This window comes from Streptomyces sp. NPDC087263 (assembly GCF_044744645.1).
GTDB lineage: Bacteria > Actinomycetota > Actinomycetes > Streptomycetales > Streptomycetaceae > Streptomyces.
This window is the reverse complement of record NZ_JBIUYT010000001.1, coordinates 1,042,116-1,061,767: the sequence shown is the minus strand read 5'-3', so window position 1 is coordinate 1,061,767 and position 19,652 is coordinate 1,042,116. Positions and strand designations below refer to the sequence as shown.

At 70.0% G+C, this 19,652-nt stretch carries 14 protein-coding genes; 2 read left to right on the top strand and 12 right to left on the bottom strand.

The genetic code is table 11. The features are described from left to right. Positions 1 to 52: 52 nt before the first annotated feature. The 11 genes from ACIPC1_RS04660 to ACIPC1_RS04610 form a co-directional block, all read right to left on the bottom strand. Positions 53 to 1,402, bottom strand: a complete 1,350-nt coding sequence (locus ACIPC1_RS04660) for a protein phosphatase 2C domain-containing protein (RefSeq protein ID WP_402513161.1) — start codon at positions 1,400 to 1,402, stop codon at positions 53 to 55. Further along, on the bottom strand, positions 1,403 to 3,910 hold the full coding sequence (locus ACIPC1_RS04655) for a tetratricopeptide repeat protein (RefSeq protein WP_402513417.1): 2,508 nt from the start codon (positions 3,908 to 3,910) through the stop codon (positions 1,403 to 1,405). Between the two features lie 71 nt (positions 3,911 to 3,981). Further along, complete coding sequence (locus tag ACIPC1_RS04650; protein ID WP_402513159.1) at positions 3,982 to 5,307, bottom strand: hypothetical protein; 1,326 nt, start codon at positions 5,305 to 5,307, stop codon at positions 3,982 to 3,984. A 71-nt stretch (positions 5,308 to 5,378) separates the two neighbouring features. Next, positions 5,379 to 6,404, bottom strand: a complete 1,026-nt coding sequence (locus tag ACIPC1_RS04645) for a glutamate ABC transporter substrate-binding protein (RefSeq protein ID WP_402513158.1) — start codon at positions 6,402 to 6,404, stop codon at positions 5,379 to 5,381. A gap of 14 nt (positions 6,405 to 6,418) precedes the next feature. Beyond that, a complete protein-coding gene (locus tag ACIPC1_RS04640; protein ID WP_402513156.1) occupies positions 6,419 to 7,927 on the bottom strand; it encodes a hypothetical protein in 1,509 nt (502 codons plus the stop codon). 400 nt (positions 7,928 to 8,327) lie between these two features. Beyond that, positions 8,328 to 9,341: an N-acetylglucosamine kinase gene (locus tag ACIPC1_RS04635; protein WP_402513154.1), complete on the bottom strand. Its 1,014-nt coding sequence runs from the start codon at positions 9,339 to 9,341 to the stop codon at positions 8,328 to 8,330. Next, a complete protein-coding gene (locus tag ACIPC1_RS04630; protein ID WP_402513153.1) occupies positions 9,338 to 10,603 on the bottom strand; it encodes a 6-phospho-beta-glucosidase in 1,266 nt (421 codons plus the stop codon). The genes ACIPC1_RS04635 and ACIPC1_RS04630 overlap by 4 nt, the downstream gene beginning before the upstream one ends. Positions 10,604 to 10,608: 5 nt before the next feature. After that, positions 10,609 to 11,505: a carbohydrate ABC transporter permease gene (locus tag ACIPC1_RS04625; RefSeq protein WP_402513152.1), complete on the bottom strand. Its 897-nt coding sequence runs from the start codon at positions 11,503 to 11,505 to the stop codon at positions 10,609 to 10,611. Positions 11,506 to 11,509: 4 nt separating this feature from the next. After that, positions 11,510 to 12,454, bottom strand: a complete 945-nt coding sequence (locus ACIPC1_RS04620) for a carbohydrate ABC transporter permease (protein ID WP_402513150.1) — start codon at positions 12,452 to 12,454, stop codon at positions 11,510 to 11,512. A gap of 7 nt (positions 12,455 to 12,461) precedes the next feature. Then, positions 12,462 to 13,799 carry an ABC transporter substrate-binding protein gene (locus ACIPC1_RS04615; protein ID WP_402513148.1) on the bottom strand — a complete coding sequence of 446 codons (1,338 nt, stop codon included), beginning with the start codon at positions 13,797 to 13,799 and terminating at the stop codon, positions 12,462 to 12,464. Positions 13,800 to 13,887: 88 nt separating this feature from the next. Continuing rightward, the gene (locus tag ACIPC1_RS04610; protein WP_402513146.1) at positions 13,888 to 15,099 is read right to left on the bottom strand and encodes an ROK family transcriptional regulator; all 1,212 of its coding nucleotides are present in this window, start codon (positions 15,097 to 15,099) and stop codon (positions 13,888 to 13,890) included. Between the two features lie 399 nt (positions 15,100 to 15,498). On the opposite strand from ACIPC1_RS04610, the gene murJ reads away from it, so the two are divergent. Next, positions 15,499 to 17,070: a murein biosynthesis integral membrane protein MurJ gene (gene murJ / locus ACIPC1_RS04605; protein WP_402513415.1), complete on the top strand. Its 1,572-nt coding sequence runs from the start codon at positions 15,499 to 15,501 to the stop codon at positions 17,068 to 17,070. 535 nt (positions 17,071 to 17,605) lie between these two features. Here the strand turns inward: murJ and ACIPC1_RS04600 are convergent. After that, positions 17,606 to 18,697, bottom strand: coding sequence for a mechanosensitive ion channel family protein (locus ACIPC1_RS04600; protein ID WP_402513144.1), 1,092 nt, complete (start codon positions 18,695 to 18,697; stop codon positions 17,606 to 17,608). A 272-nt stretch (positions 18,698 to 18,969) separates the two neighbouring features. On the opposite strand from ACIPC1_RS04600, the gene ACIPC1_RS04595 reads away from it, so the two are divergent. Beyond that, positions 18,970 to 19,506 (top strand): HNH endonuclease, encoded by a 537-nt coding sequence (locus tag ACIPC1_RS04595; RefSeq protein WP_365436177.1) that lies wholly within the window; start codon positions 18,970 to 18,972, stop codon positions 19,504 to 19,506. The last annotated feature ends 146 nt before the right edge of the window (positions 19,507 to 19,652 follow it).

Below are 19,652 nucleotides of genomic sequence, written 5' to 3'. Positions count from 1 at the left end.
ACTGTGTCCGGACCGGTCCCCTCCGGTCCGAGGCCGCTCCCCGTTCGCGGCCTCAGGCCGATCCTGCCCCCTGCGTGGGGGCCGGGAACGGCAGGACCGCCACTGTTACGTTGTCGTGGCCCCCGCCGTCCAGGGCGTGGCCGACCAGGACCTGCGCGCTGTGCAGTGGACGCTCGGCGGCGTCGAGGGGTACGACCTCGGCCAGGTGCTCGGCCGCCTCCGCGTAGTTCCACAGCCCGTCGGTGCACACCACCACTACACCCGGCCGGTCCGGCTTGAAGGAAGCGGTGTGCGGCTCCAGTTCGTAGGAGTCGGCGCCGAGCCAGCCCGTGATGGCGTGGGCGCGCTCGTCGGCGTACGCCTCCGCCTCGTTCATCAGGCCCGCGGCGACCATCTGCGCCGCCCACGAGTCGTCCTCGGTGAGGCGGGCCGGGGGCGAGGCGCGGTCGACGGGAACCCAGTAGGCGCGACTGTCGCCGACCCAGCCGATGATCAGCAGGGTGGGGGTGACGACGGCGCCGACGAGGGTGCAGGCGGGCGCGTTCACGTGCGGGGCGTGCTCGTCGTGCGAAGCGGGCGCGTCCGCGAGGGAGTTGACGGCCTCCGAGGCGGCGATGATCGCCTCGTGCATGGCCTGCTGCGGGTGGGTACCGAGCGGCAGGGCCGCCAGGAGTGCTTCGTTGGCCGCCCGGGACGCGGCGAGCGAGGCCTCGTCGGGGCGGGTCGCCGAGGAGACGCCGTCGCAGACGATCGCCACCACGGCGGGTGAGCCGTCGGGCAGCGCGGTCGAGGAGATCGCGAACGCGTCCTCGTTGCGGTGGTGGCGCAGGCCCCGGTCGCTGACCGCGGAGACCGCGCTCAACTCCTGCTCCATGTGATCGCGTTCGCGCGGCTGCGCGTGCCCGCAGTTCTCGCAGTAGCCGTCGCTGTCGACACTGCCCGAGCGGCAGGCGACGCACAGCCTGGTGCCCGCGGCGGGTGTCGCGAGCTCGGCGGTGCGCGGGTCGGCCAGGGGCGCGGAAGAGGCCTCGGCCGGGGGAGCCAAGGGGTACTCGTCCGGCTCCCGTGGCCTGTCGAACCGTACGCCCGCGGACTCGCCCGCCGGGTGCGGGAGTTCGGAGCCGCCGGAGTCGGTGCCCTGGATGTCGGCCGCCCGGTGCACCGGCGCCGGTGCGTGGGAGCTGTCCACCTCCGGCGCGACGGGCCAGTCCACGGACGGGACGGCCGAAGGGGGGTGCGGCGCGGTGCCGTTCATGGTGATCGTCGGTTCGTCCCGCGGCGGTGCGGGCACCGCCGACAGGTCGTACCCGCACGCACCGCAGAAGCGGTCACCCGCCTCCAGCGGCTCCTCGCAACTGGGGCACCGCGAAAGGGCCGTCGGCTGGGGCATCTGGGACATCAATCACACCCACGTCCGGGGGCGGTAACGGTTTGCACGTTCCACCAGATCGATCCTCTCCTCGCCGCCCTGAGCGAGGCGGGCCAGCGTCCGGTACGAGCGCTCCAGACCGAAGCGGAGGCCGCGCTCGTCCAGCTCGCTGCCGAGCAGCGCACGTCCACCGCCGGAGGCCGGAACGGACACCTGGCTACCGGAGAGTACCCAGTCCAGGGCGCAGCCCAGTACTTCTGTGGACAACTGCTCGCGTCGCACCGCGTCGAGACCGTATCCGCCCAGCGCCTCGACCTGCCCCGCGGCCGCCGTCAGCTCGTCGAGGAACGGCGCGGCGGGCGCCTCCTCGGCGAGTCGCTGCCGCAGCCGCGCCCGTACGGCCGCGACCCGCGCCGCCGTGTAGTGGATCGACGACTCCGGTACGGATTCCAGTGTGTGTACGGCGCCACGGCGGTCGCCCGACGCGAGCTGCACGCGGGCCAGGCCGAACGCCGAACTCACATAGCTGGGGTCGGTCGTCCACACCAGGCGGTAGTACTCGGCGGCGTTGTCCAGCTGCCCGAGGACCTCCGCGCACACGCCGAGGGCCAGCTTGGGCGCCGGCTCGCCGGGGAACGCGTCGTAGATCGCGTCGAAGGACAGCGCCGCGGTCTCCTGCTCGCCGTTCGCCAGCGCCGCGACGCCCCGGTACCAGACCACCCGCCAGTCGTCCGGCTGGTCCGCTTCCAGTGCCTCAAGTGCCCTGGCCGCGGCGGTCAGTTCGCCCATCTCCAGACGGGCCCGCAGCTCGCGCAGGCGCAGCTCCAGGGAGCCGGTGGGCGCCGCGTGCAGTGCGGTGATCAGCTCCGCGGGCGCGGAGGCCATGAGCCCGGCGAGGAAACCGGCGTTGGGGTCGCCCGGGTCGACCCGGGGGACGGGCAGCGCGAGTGCGGTGGCGGCGGCCGGGACGGGCCTGACCAGGCTGACGGTGCCGGCCCGGCCCGCGGCGGCCGAAGTGATGGCGAGTCCACCGCCGTTGGCCGCGGCCGCGGCCGCGGCCGCGTCAACAGTTGCCCGTTGACGGCGCCCCACCGGCACGACCCGCGCGCCGAGACGCGACACGTCCCCGTCCAGCTCTCCGAACAACTCCGTGTCCGTGACCTTGAGTTCGGGCCCGAACAGGGTGGAGAGCGAGGGACGGGCGCGGCCGGTCTGGACGGAGACGACCTCGCGCAGCACGCCGGTCAGCTGCTCGGCCATCTCCTGGGCGGAGGCGAACCGGCGGGCCGGGTCGGGATCGGTGGCCCGCACCAGGAGCCGGTAGAACGACTCGTACTGGCGGAAGACCTCGATGTTGTCCGGGTCCGGCAGGGAGTCCACGAACACGTTCGTGTAGCCCTGGAAGTCGAAGGTCATCACGGCCAGCGTCCGGGCCACCGTGTAGAGGTCGGAGGCGACCGACGGGCCGACCTCGGCCACCTCCGGCGCCTGGTAGCCCACCGTGCCGTAGATGGCCGACTCGTCGTCGTCCATCCTGCGCACCGCGCCCATGTCGATCAGCTTGAGCTGGTCCTCGGTCTGGATCGCGTTGTCGACCTTGAAGTCGCAGTACAGCAGGTTGCGGCTGTGCAGATGGCCAAGCGCCTCAAGCGCCTCGATGCCGAACGCGCACGCCTGCTCCACCGGCAGCGGGTCCCGCTTCCCGGCCGCCGTACGACGGTCGTTGGCGATCTCCTTCAGCGACTTGCCGCCGACGTACTCCATGACGATGTAGCCGTCGAGGGAGCCGGTGCGCTGGTCGAGGTGCTCGACGAAGTTGTAGATCCGCACGATGTTGGCGTGCTCGATCTCGGCGAGGAAGCGGCGCTCGGAGATCGCGGCCGCCATCGCGTCCTGGTCGCCCGTGTCGAGCAGGCCCTTGAGGACCACCCAACGGTCGGACACCGCACGGTCGACGGCCAGATACACCCAGCCGAGCCCGCCGTGCGCCAGACAGCCCACGACCTCGTACTGGCCGTGCACGATGTCACCCGCGGACAGCTTCGGCACGAACGAGTACGGGTTGCCGCACTTCGTGCAGAACCCCTCCGTGCGCCCGGGCGTCTCACCGCGCGAACGCCCCACCGGCGCACCGCAGTCGGAGCGCGAGCAGAACCGCTTGCGCTCGGGCACCTCCGGGTTCTCCTGGACCATCCCGCGCGGGTCGGGCCGCGGCACCCCCGGCACCTCGACCAGGCCGACACCGAGCCGGCCGCGCCCGGTGGAACCGGCGGCCGAACCGGAGCTGCGCACCGACACCGAGCGGCTCGTCGAGGTGCCGGACAGCGAGCGGGAGAGGCGCCCGGAGACCGAGCGCCGCGACTGCGAGGAGCGTGACGACGTACGCGAACTCGCCCGTGAACTGCGGCTGTTGGAGCTGGCCGAACCCCGTGAGCTCCGGCCGCCCGCCGTGATCCCGGTCGGCGGCGAACCCACCATCCCGCCCGCGGACACGACCGGCGCCAGACCGCAGGTGTCGCAGTACAGCTCACCGCCGCCCATGTCCTCGTACGAACCCGAGCAACCGGGCCGCTGGCACTTCTGCTGCTCACCCACAGACTCAGACTGCTGACTCACGATTCCCCCTTACGGTCCTGCGGCCCGTTGCCCTGCTCGGGCACCCGCGGGCTGAACAGGTCGGCCGCCGCGTGCTGGTAGCGCAGTACGGCGTCCTCCGCGACCCGCAGGTCGCAGGGCGCGCTCCACAGCATGCGGCGCGCCGCGTCGTAGCGCTCGATGAGGAACGGGTCCTCCGCGAGCCCGTGCCGGGCGACCTTCGCCCTGTACGCGTCCAGGCGGCCGCGCAGCTCCGCGCGGACCGCCAGTGGCTGGGTGACCGCGGACAACGACTCGCGGGCGCGCAGCAGTTCGTCCTCCGCCTTCTCCTCCAGCGCCTCCAGGAGCGGCGAGAGACGGTGCCACTGGGCGTGCCTGCGGTACTCGGCGGCCGTCGCCAACTGCTCCTGGAGCACGGTCGGCGGGCCGCTGACCGCGGGCACCTCGGACGCGGCGATCTTCGCGAGCACCTCACCGCGGGCGCTCCTCGCCTCGGAGAGGGTGCGGTCCGCGCGGCTGAGTACGTCCCGCAGCTTCACCAGCCGCGCCTCGGCGTCCTGCCGGACGGTGAGCACCGCGTCGATCTCCCGGCGCACATCCTCCAGGGAACGCGCCTCGCGGTCGTACGTCGTGGTGTCCGGGCGTCCGCCGCCGGGCGCCGAACTCCCTTGCGCGGGCAGCCAGAAGGCCAGCGGGTCGGACACCACGCGCTCGCGCAGGGTGGTGAGCGTGCGGGTGATCCGCTCCAGGTCGTCGCCCGAAGGGTGCTCACCGGGGCGTACGCCGACGGAGTGGGCGAGCCGGCGGGTGCGGTGGAGCTCCGCGGCCAGTAGATCGATCCTGGCGGGCAGCGCGGACCAGACCGCGTCCGCGGCGATGATCATGTCGAGCGAGGACGCGTACAGCTCGTTCATCCGGTTCACCAGCGCGACCAGCGAGAACCGCTCGCTGAGCTTGCCGGAGCCGGCGAGCGTCGGCGCGTTCGCCGTCGCCGTGGCGGAACCGGCGACCGTGATGCTCGCGCCGCGCAGCAGCTCGGTCAGCTCCACCAGGTCCTCGCGGCTCGACCAGCGTCTGCGGGAGCGGATCTCGCGGGCGGAGTGCATCGCGTCCGTGTACGCGTCGAAGTACGCCCAGAGCAGGGTGATCGAGGCATCGGCGGCCGACCAGCGCTCCTTCGTCGTGCCGGTGAGCTCGGCGCCTTCGAGGAGTCTGCGGCCCGCGTGGTCCTGGAGGGCGAGGAGCGAGGTCTCGATGGCCTCGTGCTCCGCGCCGAGCCGCGCCAGCGCACGGTCCACCTCGTCCCGGTCCAGCACCGGCTCGGGGGGTCCCGTGACGCCCATCGATCACCTCTCGCTTTCGGTTGGTCCGGCTAGGTGTACCGCTACCACTACTGCCGCTGCTGCCCGTCCCGCTACTTGTACTGCGCGGCGGGTGGATTCGACGACGGGGAGTCCGCCCCCAGGGTCGGGGAGAGCCACTTGTCGTACGCCGTCCGCCAGCCGCTCTGGCGGTAGTTCTCCAGGACCTGGTTGACCCGGCGGACCAGATCGTCGGCGCCCTTCTTCATCGCCACGCCGTAGTACTCGGTGGTGAAGGTCGTGCCCTTGAGCTCGACCGTGGGGTCCTGCGCGGCCTGGCTCGCGGCCAGCGCGCCGTCCGTCACCACGGCGTCGACCTCACCGAGCTGGAGCCTTACCAGGCAGTCGAGTTGGTTGGGAACCGTCGTCGAGATGTCGGCGGTGGAGGCGAGCTTGCCCGCCTTCTTGTCGGCGTCCAGCTTCTCGTACGCCGTGGAGCCCGTGGCCGTGCAGATCCTCTGGTTCGCCAGCGACTTGTCGTACCCCGTGATGGTCGAGTCGATGGGGGCCAGGACCTGCTGGCCGGTCTCGAAGTAGGGCGCGGAGAAGGCGACATCCTCAAGCCGGGAGCAGGTGATCGTCATGGTGCGGACCACCATGTCGACCTTGCCCTCCTGGATGGCGGGGATGCGCTGGTTGGTGGGGATGGCGCGGAACTGCACGGCGGACGGGTCGCCCAGAATGTCTTCGGCGATCGCGTGCACGAGGTCGATGTCGAAGCCTTCGAGGTCGCTGCCGCTCTCCGTGTTGTTCGGGTCGCGGTAGCCCCAGCGGAAGCTGTTCTGGTCGACGCCGACGATCAGCCGCCGGTCCTTGGCCGGCCGGTTCTTGATGGCCTCGATCGCCGGCCCGTCCAAGCTCGACGGCGTCAGACTCTGGTCCTGCGGATCGGTGCACTCCTCGGCCTTCGCCTGCTCGCCCTGGCCCGCGCCCTGGCCGCCGATGCCGGTGCTGCCGTCACCGCGCGCGTTGCTCAACGGCAGCAACAGGGCGAACACCGCGGTGAGTGCGCAGGCGACGGCCATCGCACCCACGCCGCCCCAGCCCTTCAGGCTTGCCCTCAGACGTCGTGCACTCATTGCCGCTCCTCCTCTCACCGGTACTCCGAAAGCCTGCGTCCGACGCCCAGCACCGCGCCCGCCGCGGCCAGCACCGCGAGGATCGCCGCACCCACCGGCAGACCGGTCAGCGCGTCCAGGCCGTTGCCCGCCGACTGCTTGAACTCGGTCTCCTCGTGCGCCAGTGCCAGCGCCAGGTTGTTGTCGACGCCGTCGAAGCACTCGCCCGTCGGCTTGTCGCTCTTGGAACCGATCACCTTGTCCAGCGCCGCCTGGTAGTTGCCGTCGTCGTCGGCCGCGCGGGCGTCCAGGTGCCGGACCTTCCACTCCTCCATGTTGCCCGTCGCGGTCGCCACGGGCTGCTCGCCCGCCTTGTCGTCGGCGAGGGCGGAGGCGGCGGCCAGCTTCTTGGTGAGGTCGTCCATCTCCCGCTGGAAGTCGTCGTCGAAGGCGTCCACGACCGTGCCGTCCTTCAACTCCTTGGTCTCCGCGCCCCGGCTGACCAGCGTCAGGTTCTCGTTACCGCGCGCGTTCAGCGACGCCAGCCGGGCGTCGTTCAGCACGTTCAGGGAACGGACGCCGTGGTCGTAGGACTCGTCGAGTCCCGCCCGGGCCACGCTGTGCCCGACCACGAGCCAGAGCAGTACGACCGCGGAGGCGGCGGTGGCGGCGGCCATGCCCTGGTTCAACACCCGGTTCGTACGCCGGTAGTTGCGCCGTTGGGCCCAGGCGAGGCCGCCGAGTGCGAGCAGGCCGAGGCCGATCGCGGCCCACGGGTAGGGCGTGGCGTCGGCGTAGTCGGCCTCCAGGCGCTGGTTCTCCTTGGTGTAGAGATCCTTGGCCGCCGGGAGCATCTCGTCCTGCATCGTCGCGTTCGCGTACCGCAGGTAGGCGCCGCCGAGCGGGAAGCCCTGCCGGTTGTTGGCGCGGGCCCGCTCGATCAGGCCCTTGTACTCCGGCAGGAGTTTGTTGAGCTTGGTGATGGTGTCGGCCGACGGGGAGCCCGGATCCGAGTTGGCCGCGGCCGTCACCAGCTTCTCGGCGGCCGTCTGGATGTCTGCCTCGTACCGAATGCGGGACGCCTCCGTCTCCTGGCCGCCCGCCAGGAAGCCGCTGGAGGCCGCCGTGTTGGCGTCCGCGAGCGAGCGGTAGATGTCCGCCGCGCTGGCGCTCAGTGGCTGGCTGCTGTTCAGCACGTCGTCCGCGGCGGCCGAACGGTCCGTCATCTGCCAGGCGGTGACCGCGCCGAACGCGACGACCAGCAGGGCGAGTACGGCGCCGATGATCCGTAGGCGGCCCGGTTCCGTCGTCGCCGCGGCGCGCAGGGTGTCCACGCCTTCCGCCCAGGCCGTGCGGCGTGGGGGAGCGGGGGAGGGGGTCTGCGCGGGTGTGTGTGCGCTGTTGGGCCTCTCGGGGCCTGTCGGTCGCGGTGCCGGTGGGCCGGACTGCGGCGGTAGGGCCGGCATCGTGGGTGCGGCCGGGCGTGCCGGTGGGACCCCCGGTGTTCCCGGTGGTGCGGTGCTGCCGTTCGGCGGGTGTGTCACTCGACCTCCCCCATGGTCATCCGTCCGGCACCTCTGTCCTGTGTGCGAGGAGCACGGACGAGGTGCACGGCCGCAAGTATCGTCGCAGGGACCGCCATCCGCACAGATCTTGACTCGATCTTGTTCGGATCACAGCGCAGCGCGAAGCTCCCCGCAAGCCCCCCTTCCCCTGAACACGCGCCGGGTATGTGTTCGGTTCCCGTTCGGGGGGCGGGGGTCGGGGTCGGGCTTTTTTCGCCCCCTCCGCCCCTTCCCGTCCCGTTTCCGGGGGCTGCCGCCCCCAGGCCCCCGCTGTCGGCCTGGACGGCCTCGTCCTCAAACGCCGGACGGGCTGAAAACCTCTAGCCCCTCCGGCGTTTGAGGAGTGGCGGTTTAGGGGCGGAGGGGGCGAAAGAAGCTCTCAGGCACCCTCGTAGAACGCCCGCACGCGGGTGTGTGTCTCGGCCGGGGCCCCCACGTGGTCCAGGCCCAGGAGGGCGGCGCCCAGGACCGGGCGGGCTGTGACCACCTGGGGGACTGCTTTGGGGGCGCGGTCGGACAGTAGGGACCGGATATGGGTGTCGAGTTGGGGGTGGCGGGCGGCGAGGATGCTGCCGCCGAGGAGGACCGGGGTGGGCTCCTCCAGGAGGGACAGGCGGGTCAGGGCGACCGTCGCCATCGCGACCACCTCCTCCGCGAGGCGGTCGACGAGCGAGCGGGCGATCGGGTCGCCGTCGACCGCCGTGGCGAACAGAACCGGCGTCAGCTCGTGCCGCCGGGCTTCCCCGAGATGTCCCAGGTGCAGCGCCTCGATGAGGGCGTACATGGACCCCAGCCCGAAGTGGGCGGGGAGGGTGCGGGCGAGAGCGGTGGGCCCGCCCCGGCCGTCCTCGGCACGCGCCGCATGCCACAGGGCCTCCTCCGCGAGCCCCCCACCACCGCCCCAGTCCCCGGAGATACGCCCGATCGCGGGGAAACGGGCGGTGAGCCCGTCGGGCCGCATACCGACGCAGTTGATGCCCGCCCCGCACACCACCGCGACCCCGCGCGGCTCGGCGATCCCGGCCCGCAGAATCGCGAAGGTGTCGTTGCGCACCTCCACACTCGCCCCCCACGCACGCGCGTGCAGCGCGGCCGCCAACCGCTCCTCCTCGACGGGGAGATCGGCGTTGGCGAGGCAGGCGGAGACATGGGCGACCGAGGTGACGCCGGCCTCGGCGAAGGCCCGGCCGACGGTCTCGGCCAGCGAGTTCACCGCCGTCTCCACGCCGACGACCGGCGGCCGGAAACCGCCGCCGCGTGCCGTCCCGGCCACCCGTCCGTCCGCGGCCAGTACAGCCACGTCGGTCTTGCTGTTCCCCGCGTCGATGGCCAGGACCAGGGCCACGGGGGCGGATCCGGCGGCCGCGGCGGCGCCGGATCCCGATGAGGTCATGCCCACGCGAGGTGCTCCCGGTTGTGCGCGATCAGCTGGTCGGTGAGGGTGTCGGCGTACGCGTGCTGGCCGATGAGGGGATGGGCGAGGAGAGCGCGGAACACGCGGTCCCGGCCGCCGCGCAGGGCCGCTTCCAGGGCCAGGTCCTCATAGGCGGTGACGTTCGCCATCAGGCCCGCGTAGAGCGGGTCCACGGGCGGCACCGGCAGTGGTGTCGGCCCCTGGTGGCCGATCGCGGCCTGCACCTCGATCACGGCGTCGGCCGGCAGGAAGGGGAGCGTTCCGTTGTTGTACGTGTTCACCACCTGGTAGGGGCTGCCGCCCCCGCCGAGCAGCGACGCCGCGAGGTCCACAGCCGCCTCCGAGTAGTACGCGCCGCCGCGCTTGGCGAGCAGCTCCGGCTTCTCGTCCAGCGTCGGGTCGCCGTACATCTTCAGCAACTGCCGTTCCATCTCCGCCACTTCGGAGGCCCGGGAAGGGCTGGTCCGCAGTTCTCGTACGACCTCGTCGTGCGCGTAGTAGTAGCGCAGGTAGTACGACGGGACGACGCCGAGGCGGTCGACGATGCTGCGAGGCAGGTGCAGGTCGTCGGCGATGGTGTCGCCGTGTTCGGCGAGGAGTTTGGGGAGGACGTTCTCTCCCTCGGGGCCGCCCAGGCGCACACCGGTTTCCCAGCTGAGGTGGTTGAGGCCCACATGGTCCAGGTGCACCTCGGCGGGGGTGACCCCGAGCAGCGCGGCGAACTTCCGCTGGAAGCCGATCGCCACATTGCACAGTCCGACGGTCTTGTGGCCGGCCTGGAGCAGGGCGCGGGTCACGATCCCGACCGGGTTGGTGAAGTCGATGATCCAGGCGTCCGGGTTGGTGCGGCGGACGCGTTCGGCGATGTCGAGGACCACGGGCACCGTGCGCAGCGCCTTGGCGAGGCCGCCCGCACCCGTCGTCTCCTGCCCGACGCAGCCGCACTCCAGCGGCCAGGTCTCGTCCTCGTTGCGTGCCGCCTGTCCGCCGACGCGCAGTTGCAGCAGTACGGCGTCGGCGCCCTCGACGCCCGCGTCCAGGTCGGCGGTCGTGACGATCCTGCCGGGGTGTCCCTGCCGCGCGAAGATCCGCCGGGCCAGTCCGCCCACCAGCTCAAGGCGCTCCGCCGCCGGGTCGACGAGCACCAGCTCCTCGATGGGCAGGGTGTCCCTCAACCGGGCGAAGCCGTCGATGAGTTCGGGGGTGTAGGTCGACCCTCCCCCGACCACGGTGAGTTTCATTCGTGTCAACCCTTCACTCCGGTGAGCGTGACACCCTCGACGAACGCCTTCTGCGCGAAGAAGAACACGAGGATCACGGGGGCCATGACCAGCACGGTCGCGGCCATGGTGAGGTTCCAGTCGGTGTGGTGCGCGCCCTTGAACGACTCCAGGCCGTAGGAGAGCGTCCAGGCGCCGGGGTTCTCGGAAGCGTAGATCTGGGGCCCGAAGTAGTCGTTCCACGCGTAGAAGAACTGGAAGAGGGCGACCGCGGCAATACCGGGTTTGGCCATCGGCAGGACGATCTTCAGGAGCACCCGCAGGTCTCCGCAGCCGTCGACCTTCGCCGCGTCCAGGTACTCGTTCGGGATCGTCATCAGGAACTGGCGCAGCAGGAAGATCGTGAAAGCGTCTCCGAACGCCATCGGGATGATCAGCGGCCAGAGTGTGCCGGACAGGTCCAGCTGCTTCGCCCAGAACAGGTACATCGGGATGATCACGACCTGCGGCGGCAGCATCATCATCGAGATGACCAGCATCAGCGACAGATTCCGGCCCCGGAAGCGGAACTTGGCGAGTGCGTAGGCCACCGGGATCGAGGAGACGACGCTGAGGACGGTGCCGACACCGGCGTACAGGAGGGTGTTCTTCCACCAGGTCAGAAAGCCCGGGGTGTCGAAGACCTTCCTGTAGTTGCCCCATTCCCAGGTGTGCGGGATCAGATCGCGGCTGAGTGCCTGGGTGTCGCTCATCAGCGAGGTCAGGAGAACGAACACGAAGGGGAGTACGAAGAAGAGGGCGGTCGCGACGCCGAGGGCGTGGACGGCGATCCACTCCAACAGTGCCTTGCGGCGGGCGGTGCGCTCGGCGGGCGAGACGGGCACCTTCAACTCCGTGGGTTTGTCCAGTACTTGAGTGGTCATGGTGTCAGTCACCTGCCTGGATGAGACCGCCCCGGCGCCGCATCAGGAACGCGGTGAACACCATGGACAGGGCGAACAGCACGAGCGCGACCACACAGGCGGAGCCGTAGTCGAAGCGCTGGAAGCCGAGGTTGTAGACGAGTTGGGGGAGGGTGAGCGTCGACTTGTCGGGATAGCCGGGCACGAACTGGGTTCCGGCGCCCTGGATGACGCCAGACGCGACCTTCCCGGCGATCAGCGGCTGTGTGTAGTACTGCATGGTCTGGATCACGCCGGTGACCACCGCGAACATCACGATCGGCGAGATGTTCGGCAGCGTCACGTACCGGAACCGCTGCCACGCCGACGCGCCGTCCAACTCGGCCGCCTCGTACTGCTCCTTGGGCACGTCCAGCAGCGCCGCCATGAAGATGACCATGAGGTCGCCGACACCCCACAGGGCCAGCATGGTGAGCGCGGGTTTCGACCAGGCCGGGTCGTTGAACCAGCCGGGCGCCGGGATCCCGATGTTCTCCAGGATCGAGTTGACCGGCCCCGTACCGGGGTTGAGGAGGAACGCGAAGGCCATCGTGGCGGCGACGGGCGGGGCGAGGTAGGGCAGATAGAAGAGGGTCCGGAAGACACCCGTGCCCGTCCTGATCTTCGTGATCAGCAGGCCGACGCCGAGCCCGAAGAGGACCCGGAGGCTCACCATGATGACGACGAGCCACAGGGTGTTGCGCAGGGCGGGCCAGAAGAGCGGGTAGTTCTCGAAGACGTACTTCCAGTTCTTCGTCCCGACCCACGTCGGCGGCTGGAAGCCGTCGTAGTGCATGAACGAGAAGTAGACCGTCGACAGCAGCGGGTACGCGAAGAAGACCGCGAAACCGATCAGCCAGGGCGACATGAAGGCGGCCGTCTTCAGCGCCGCCCGGCGGCGCTTGGCGCGCAGTGTGTACGTGGCGCTCATGACGCTGCTACTTCGCCTGCGCGATGTCCGTGTCGATCTGCGCGGCGGCCTTCTTCAGGCCCGCCTTCAGATCGGTTTCCTTGCCGCTCTCGTAGTCGTATCCGAGCTCCTGGATCGTCACGAGATACGAACCGCCGTTGATCGACGCGGGAGTTGTCGTCGAGTTCGGGTTCGCCGCGATGTCCAGGAAGGTCTTGAAGCGCGGGTCGTACTTCAGGTCGGGCGACTTGAGGGCGGCGAGCGTCGAGGGCACGTTGTGGATGGCGTTGGCGAATCCGACCACGGCGGCGGTGTCCGTGGTCATGTACTTCACCAACTCCCAGGCCGCGTTCTGCTTCTTGCTGGTGGCGGCGATGCCGGTGATGGTGCCGGTGATGTAGCCCTTGCCGTACTGGTCCGCCTGGTCGTCGGGGACGGGCAGCGGCGCGACGCCGATCTCGAAGCCGGGCTTGGCCTCCTCGGCCATGCCGAGCCGCCACTCGCCGTCCAGCTGCATGGCGACCTGGCCGGTCTGGAAGGGGTGCTTGGGGCCCCACTCGTCACCGAGCTTGGAGCGGTACGTCTCCAGCTTCTGGAAGCCGCCGAGTTCGTCGACGAGCTTCTTCTGGAGTGTGAACCCGGCTTCGAAAGCAGGGTCGTTGGCGACGTTCGACTTGCCGGCCGAGTCGAAGTACGTCGGCGAGAACTGCCCGAAGTAGTGCTCGGTCGTCGACTCCCAGCCGTGGTAGTTCGGCATGAAGCCGAGCTGGGAGTAGCTGTCGCCCTTGGAGATGGTCAACTTCTTGGCGTCGGCCTCGAATTCGGACCAGGTCTTCGGGGGGCTGGAGATGCCCGCCTTCTCGAACGCGGTCTTGTTGTAGTAGAGCCCGTACGCGTCACCGAGCAGCGGCGCCGTGCAGCGGTTGCCCTCGAACTGGGTGTACTCGTTCATGGCCTTCGGGAAGGTCTTCTCCGGGTCGATGCCCGCCTTCTCGAAGAAGGGGTTGAGGTCGACGAAGGCGCCCGACGAGCAGAACTTGCCCACATTGTTGGTGGTGAACGAGGAGACGACGTCGGGGGCCTTGTCGCCGCCCGCGCGCAGCGCCTGGTTGACCTTGTCGTCCGTCATGTTGCCGACGATCTTCACGTGGATGTTGGGGTGCGCCTTCTCGAAGCCCGCGACCAGGGACTTCACGGCCGCGACCTCGCTCGGCGCGCTCCAGGCGTGCCAGAAGTTGATGGTCGTCTCCGCGGACGCGTCGTCGTTCGCGGCGGATTCGGTCTGGCCGGTACAGGCGGAGGTGAGGAGGGCTATGGAGGCGGAGGCGGCGAGCGCGACGGCCACCTGTCGGGACATTCCGGGCATGGCGGGGTCTCCCTAGGGCAGGGTGAAGGTGTTCGCGGTAGGTGCTGCTACGGGTTCGGCGGAACTGCGGAAGTGGGGTCTACGGGTTTCAGCGGGAGGTGTCGAACACCTCGTCGCGGGTGGCCGCCAGGGCGCTCTCCAACGCGCCGCGCAGCACGGGGTGTTCATGTACGTCGCCGAGCACGAGGCGCGGCCGGGACGCGGCCAGCTCCTCCAACTCGGCCTGGACCAGGGCGCGCAGCGGTTCGCCACCGGCGGTGAGCGAGGTGCCGCTGAGCACGACGAGCTCGGGGTCGAGCACGGAGACCAGCGAGGCCAGACCGGTGGCGAGCCCGGTCGCGTACGTCTGAAGGAGCTGCCGGTGGGGGCCGTCGTCGTGGGCGGCGGCCCGCTGGACGAGGGCGGCGGCGACCTCGGCGTGCGGACCGCTGGGTACGGGCCGGATGTCCAGCTCGCGGGCGAGCTTGGGGAGGGCCTGCGAACCGGCCAGTTCCTGGTAGCCACCGCTGTTGGCCTTGGTGACCTGCCGTACCAGCGGCGCCCCCGGCACCGGCAGGAAGCCGACCTCGCCCGCGCCGCCGGTCCAGCCGCGGTGCAGCCGCCCGCCGAGCACGAGCGCGGCACCGAGCCCCTCTTCGTTCCACAGGAGTACGAAGTCCTCGTGTCCGCGCGCCGCACCGAGCCGCTGCTCGGCGATGGCGACGAGGTTCACGTCGTTCTCGTACTCGACGGGCATCGGCAGCGCCGCCGCCAACTCGTCGAGGATCCCGGCGGAGTGCCAGCCGGGCAGGTGGGAGGCGTATCGCAGCCGCCCGGTATTGGGGTCGAAGGCGCCGGGCGTCCCGATGACGATCCGGCGGACGTCGTCCCTGGCGAGCCCCGCCGCCTTCACCGCGCCGTCGAGGGCGTCGGTGACCTGGCGTACGACGGACTGCGCGGGGCGCCTGCCGGGCGTGGGGAGCTCGTACTCGCCCACCGTCCGCCCGGTCACGTCGGCGACAGCGGCGAGGATGCGCTCCGAGGTGACGTCCAGTCCCGCCGCGTAACCCGCGCCCGGATTGACCACGTACAACTGGGCGTTGGGGCCGGGGCGGCCCTCGATGGTCCCGGTGGCGAGCACGAGCCCGGCCGCCTCCAGGCGCGCCAGAAGCTGGGAGGCGGTCGGCTTCGAGAGGCCGGTGAGCTTCCCGATCCTGGTCCGCGACAGCGGGCCGTGCGCGAGCAGCAGGTCCAGGGCGGCGCGGTCGTTCATGGCACGCAGAACGCTTGGAGTGCCCGGCGTGCCGGCGGATCCTGCCATGTGTGCGCCACCTGCCTTTCCGCCGCACAGCCTCTCAGCGTGGCCGCCGGGAAGTCCACCGGAAGATCATTGTTAGGAATGTTTCCTATTGGTGGGAGGAAAGTAAGCCGCAGCAGATGGGGGCGTCAATAGCGGCCGACGGTGGCAACAAAGTCGTTACCTGCGGGGTGCCGGGAAGGTCACCCTCGGACAGGGGCGACCTCGCTGCCCAACCGGTGGGCCAGGCAGGCGAGATGCGGAGCATGAGGGTCCGGTGATCTTCGCGGCATAGGCTGGCGCCATGGTGGAGGGGTGAAGGCCGCGATGAAGTCTCAGTCGACGGACGAGTACGAAGGTGGACGGCATGCCGCCCCTGTGACGAAGGCGGCCAAAGGGGGATTGGCTCGTTCGTCGTTACTGATGGCGCTGGGCACCATGGTCTCGCGGGCCACGGGTCTGATTCGGCAGGTACTGCAGGCAGCCGCCTTGGGCACGGGGCTGCTGGCCAGTACGTACAACACGGCGAACACCGTGCCGACGAGCCTGTACACGCTGTTGATCGGCGGGGCGCTCAACGCGGTTCTGGTGCCCCAACTGGTCCGGGCCAGGACGACGCAGCCGGACGGGGGCCGCGCCTACGAGCAGCGGCTGGTGACGCTCGTGCTGTGTGTCCTGGGCGTGGGGACCGCGCTGGCGGTGTGGGCGGCCCCGAACATCGTGAGCCTGTACATGCGCGACACCCCCGACAGCCACGAGTCGTTCGAACTGACGGTTGTGTTCGCACGGTTCCTGTTGCCGCAGATCTTCTTCTACGGCCTTTTCAGCATTCTTGGCCAGGTCCTGAACGCCCGCGAGAAGTTCGGCGCGATGATGTGGACTCCGGTGCTGAACAACATCGTGCTGATCGGCATGTTCGGCACCTACTTGGGGCTGATGACGATCCCGGAACGGGTCGAGGACATCACCACCACACAGGTACAGCTCCTGGGCATTGGGACCACAGCAGGAATCGTCCTGCAGGCTCTCGCGCTGATCCCGTTCGTGCGTGCCGCCGGCTTCCGGTTCCGCCCCCGGTTCGACTGGCGGGGGACCGGCCTGGGCAAGAGCATCCATGCCGCGAAGTGGACCTTGTTGTTCGTCCTGGCCAATCAGGTCGCCCTGACCGTGGTGACCAACTACGCAAACGCCGCCGACCAGGAACTGCCACACGCCGGCGCCGGCTACTCGGCCTACATGTACGCACAGACCATCTGGATGCTGCCGCAGTCGATCGTCACCGTCTCTCTGGTGACCGCGCTGCTGCCCCGCATGAGCAAGGCAGCCGCAGAGGGCCGCATACCGGATCTGTGCGCCGACCTGTCTCGGGTCCTGCGCATCACCGGCGTCGTCATCGTGCCCGCCGCCTTTCTCTTCCTCGCACTGGGCCCGCAGATCTCCACGGTGTTGTTCGCCCACGGCGCGGCGGATGCTGCGTCCACCCAGCCTCTTGGCCAGATGTTGCAGGCATTCGGGCTCGGACTGATCCCGTTCTCCGCGCAGTACCTGCTCCTGCGTGCCTTCTACGCCTTTGAGGACACCCGCACCCCGTTCCTCATGGCCGCCTGGATCGCCGTGGTGAACCTCGCGCTGGCCACGGCCTGCCATCTGCTGCTGCCCGCACGCTGGGCGGTCACCGGCATGGCAGCCGCATACGCACTGTCGTACGTGTCCGGCGTCGCACTCACCGCGTGGCTGCTGCGCAAGAAGTTGGGCAGCCGCATCGACAACGACGGAGCACTGCGCCGCACCTACGCCAAACTGATACTCGCTGCGGCGGTGGCCGGTGCCACGGGCTGGGGAATCGCTCGTGTCTGCGCCGGCACGCTGGACACGGGCACGTGGGGCACCGCACTCACACTGGCCGCAGGAACGGCCGCCATGGCACTGGCGTACCTGCTGCTCGCACGACTGCTGAGGATCAGCGAGTTGCGGAGGCTTCCGGGCTTGAGGTGACGGTCGACACCGAGACCAGGACTTGTAACTCGCCTTCCGGTCGGCTGGGTCCCGCGCTGTTTCCCGGCAGGGTGGCTTCGGCGGGTTCTTGAGCGCGTGATCGTGGCCCGGCCGGGGTTCTCGGCTCTCGTCTCGGCCGGGGCGGCGGCCGCGTGGTGCCGGGGTGGCACTGACTCAGTCCAGCGACGCGGTGAACTCCGCCCAGGCGGTGGGGGACAGGCGAAGTATCGGGCCTTCGGGCGACTTCGATGCGTTCATCCCCCGTGTGCGGAGGAGCGACGGGAAGAGCACCAGTGTGGGCACGTGCCGGAAGGGTGCTGAACGAGCAGAAGAGGCGGCCGATGACCATGCCGTACGCGGACGGGGGGGGGTCCGCTCATTCCCCGGCCCGAGCTCGTGCTTCCGGCTGGTGCCAGGCTACGCCCGCGGCGGGTGCCGCGGCAGAACCATGGAGCACCCCTGACGTCGTACGGCATAGAAATACCGCACCCGTTCACGCGAACGAGCGTGCTGAACCGCTACGGCTGTTGGCCGCCTACTTCGACACGTTCGGCGGGGCCAGTGGCGAGGCGGCCTGGGACTGCGGGGATGTGGAGGAGGCGTAGGCGGACGGGGCCGACATGCCTGCCGTCGGGTCGGCCGCGGGCTCGTCCTCCGGCTGGGCCGGGAGGCCGCCGACCATGCGGATGTCGGCGGCGTCGAAGGCGCGCTTGATGCGCCAGCGGAGTTCGCGTTCGACGGTCAGCGCCTTGCCGGGCATGGTCTTCGCGCAGACGCGGAAGACCATCGAGTCGAGGAGAACGGTGTCGAGACCGAGGACCTCGATCGGGCCCCAGAGGCGCTCGCTCCAGGGCTCTTCCTTGCTCATGCCCTCGCCGACCTCGTTCAGGACGGACTGGACGCGGTCCAGGTCCTCCGAGGAGCGGACCGTGACGTCGACGCCGGCGGTGGCCCAGCCCTGGGAGAGGTTGCCGATGCGCTTGACCTCGCCGTTGCGGACGTACCAGATCTCGCCGTTGTCGCCGCGGAGCTTGGTCACGCGGAGGCCGACCTCGATGACCTCGCCGGAGGCGACGCCGGCGTCGATCGTGTCCCCGACGCCGTACTGGTCCTCAAGGATCATGAAGACGCCGGAGAGGAAGTCCGTGACGAGATTGCGGGCGCCGAAACCGATCGCCACGCCCGCGACACCCGCCGAGGCGAGCAGCGGCGCCAGGTTGATCTCGAACGTGCCGAGGACCATCAGCGAGGCCGTGCCCATGATCACGAAGGACGCGACCGAGCGGAGCACCGAGCCGATGGCCTGGGAGCGCTGGCGGCGGCGCTCGTTGTTCACGAGGAGACCGCCGAGCGCCGTGCCGTCCACCGCCTGGGCGGTGGAGTTCATGTGCTCTATCAGCTTGCTGATCGCCCGCCGTACCGCCACTCTCAGCACCGCTGCGATGACCACGATCAGCAGGACCCGCAGGCCGATGCTGAGCCATGTCGACCAGTTCTGCTCGACCCAGCTCGCGGCGTTGGTCGCGCTTTCCTGGGCGCCCTGAAGCGTTGCCGCCGCCGGGTCCGTGGCCGAGGGGGTGGGGGACGGCGACGGCGTAACGGCGGCGAGTAGGACGTGCAAGGACACAGCGGGTACCTCCAGGCGTAGCTGTCCGCCCGCGGCAGGGACATATGAGGGGTACCGATCGGGCAGAACCACCACACTAACGGGGCATTGTGTGTCGATCGTTGCCATGTTGGGGGGAGAGGCCGTGCCCACCTGGGGATGAAGAGGGTGTGGTCGAAAACACTCCCAGCCCGTTACCAGCACATGGTGGCGCTTCCACCAGGCATTCGGGGACACTGGCCACAGATCGTCCCGGCGCGAGCCACGCGCCGCCGGCGTACAAGGAGGCATCCGTGCCGCACGTCCTGGTCCTCAATGCGTCGTACGAGCCGCTCGGCGTCGTACCGCTCCGCCGCGCGCTCGTCCTCGTCCTGGAGAACAAGGCTGTCTCCCTCGAGGAATCCGGCGCCTTTATGCATAGCGCGACCGTTACTGTCCCCGCACCCAGCGTGGTCCGGCTGAAGAGGTTCGTACGGGTCCCTTATCGGGGGCCCGTTCCACTTACCCGTCGCGCGCTCTTCGCCCGCGACGGCGGCCGGTGCATGTACTGCGGTGGCGTCGCAACCAGCGTCGACCACGTCATCCCGCGCTCCCGCGGAGGTCAGCACGCCTGGGAGAACGTGGTGGCGTCATGCCGCCGCTGCAACCACACCAAGGCCGACCGCCACCTGGTCGAGATCGGCTGGCGCCTGCGCCATAAACCCGCCCCGCCGACGGGGCTCGCCTGGCGCATCATCGGAACCGGACACAGGGACCCGCGTTGGCTGCCCTACCTGCAGCCGTACGGCGCGGAGGATGCGATGGCCCGGATCGACGGCATTTCCGCCTGAGATCCGGGCCTTCGTGTTGCCGTCAACGGTCGTACGGCGCCACTGGCGTGGTACGTCGAGCGGCACCCTGTCGCCCCGTTCCGGCTCCCCAGGAGGACCCCTGTGCCTCCCGGGGAGCCGGCGGTCGTTTCCGCACCTATCCGTGT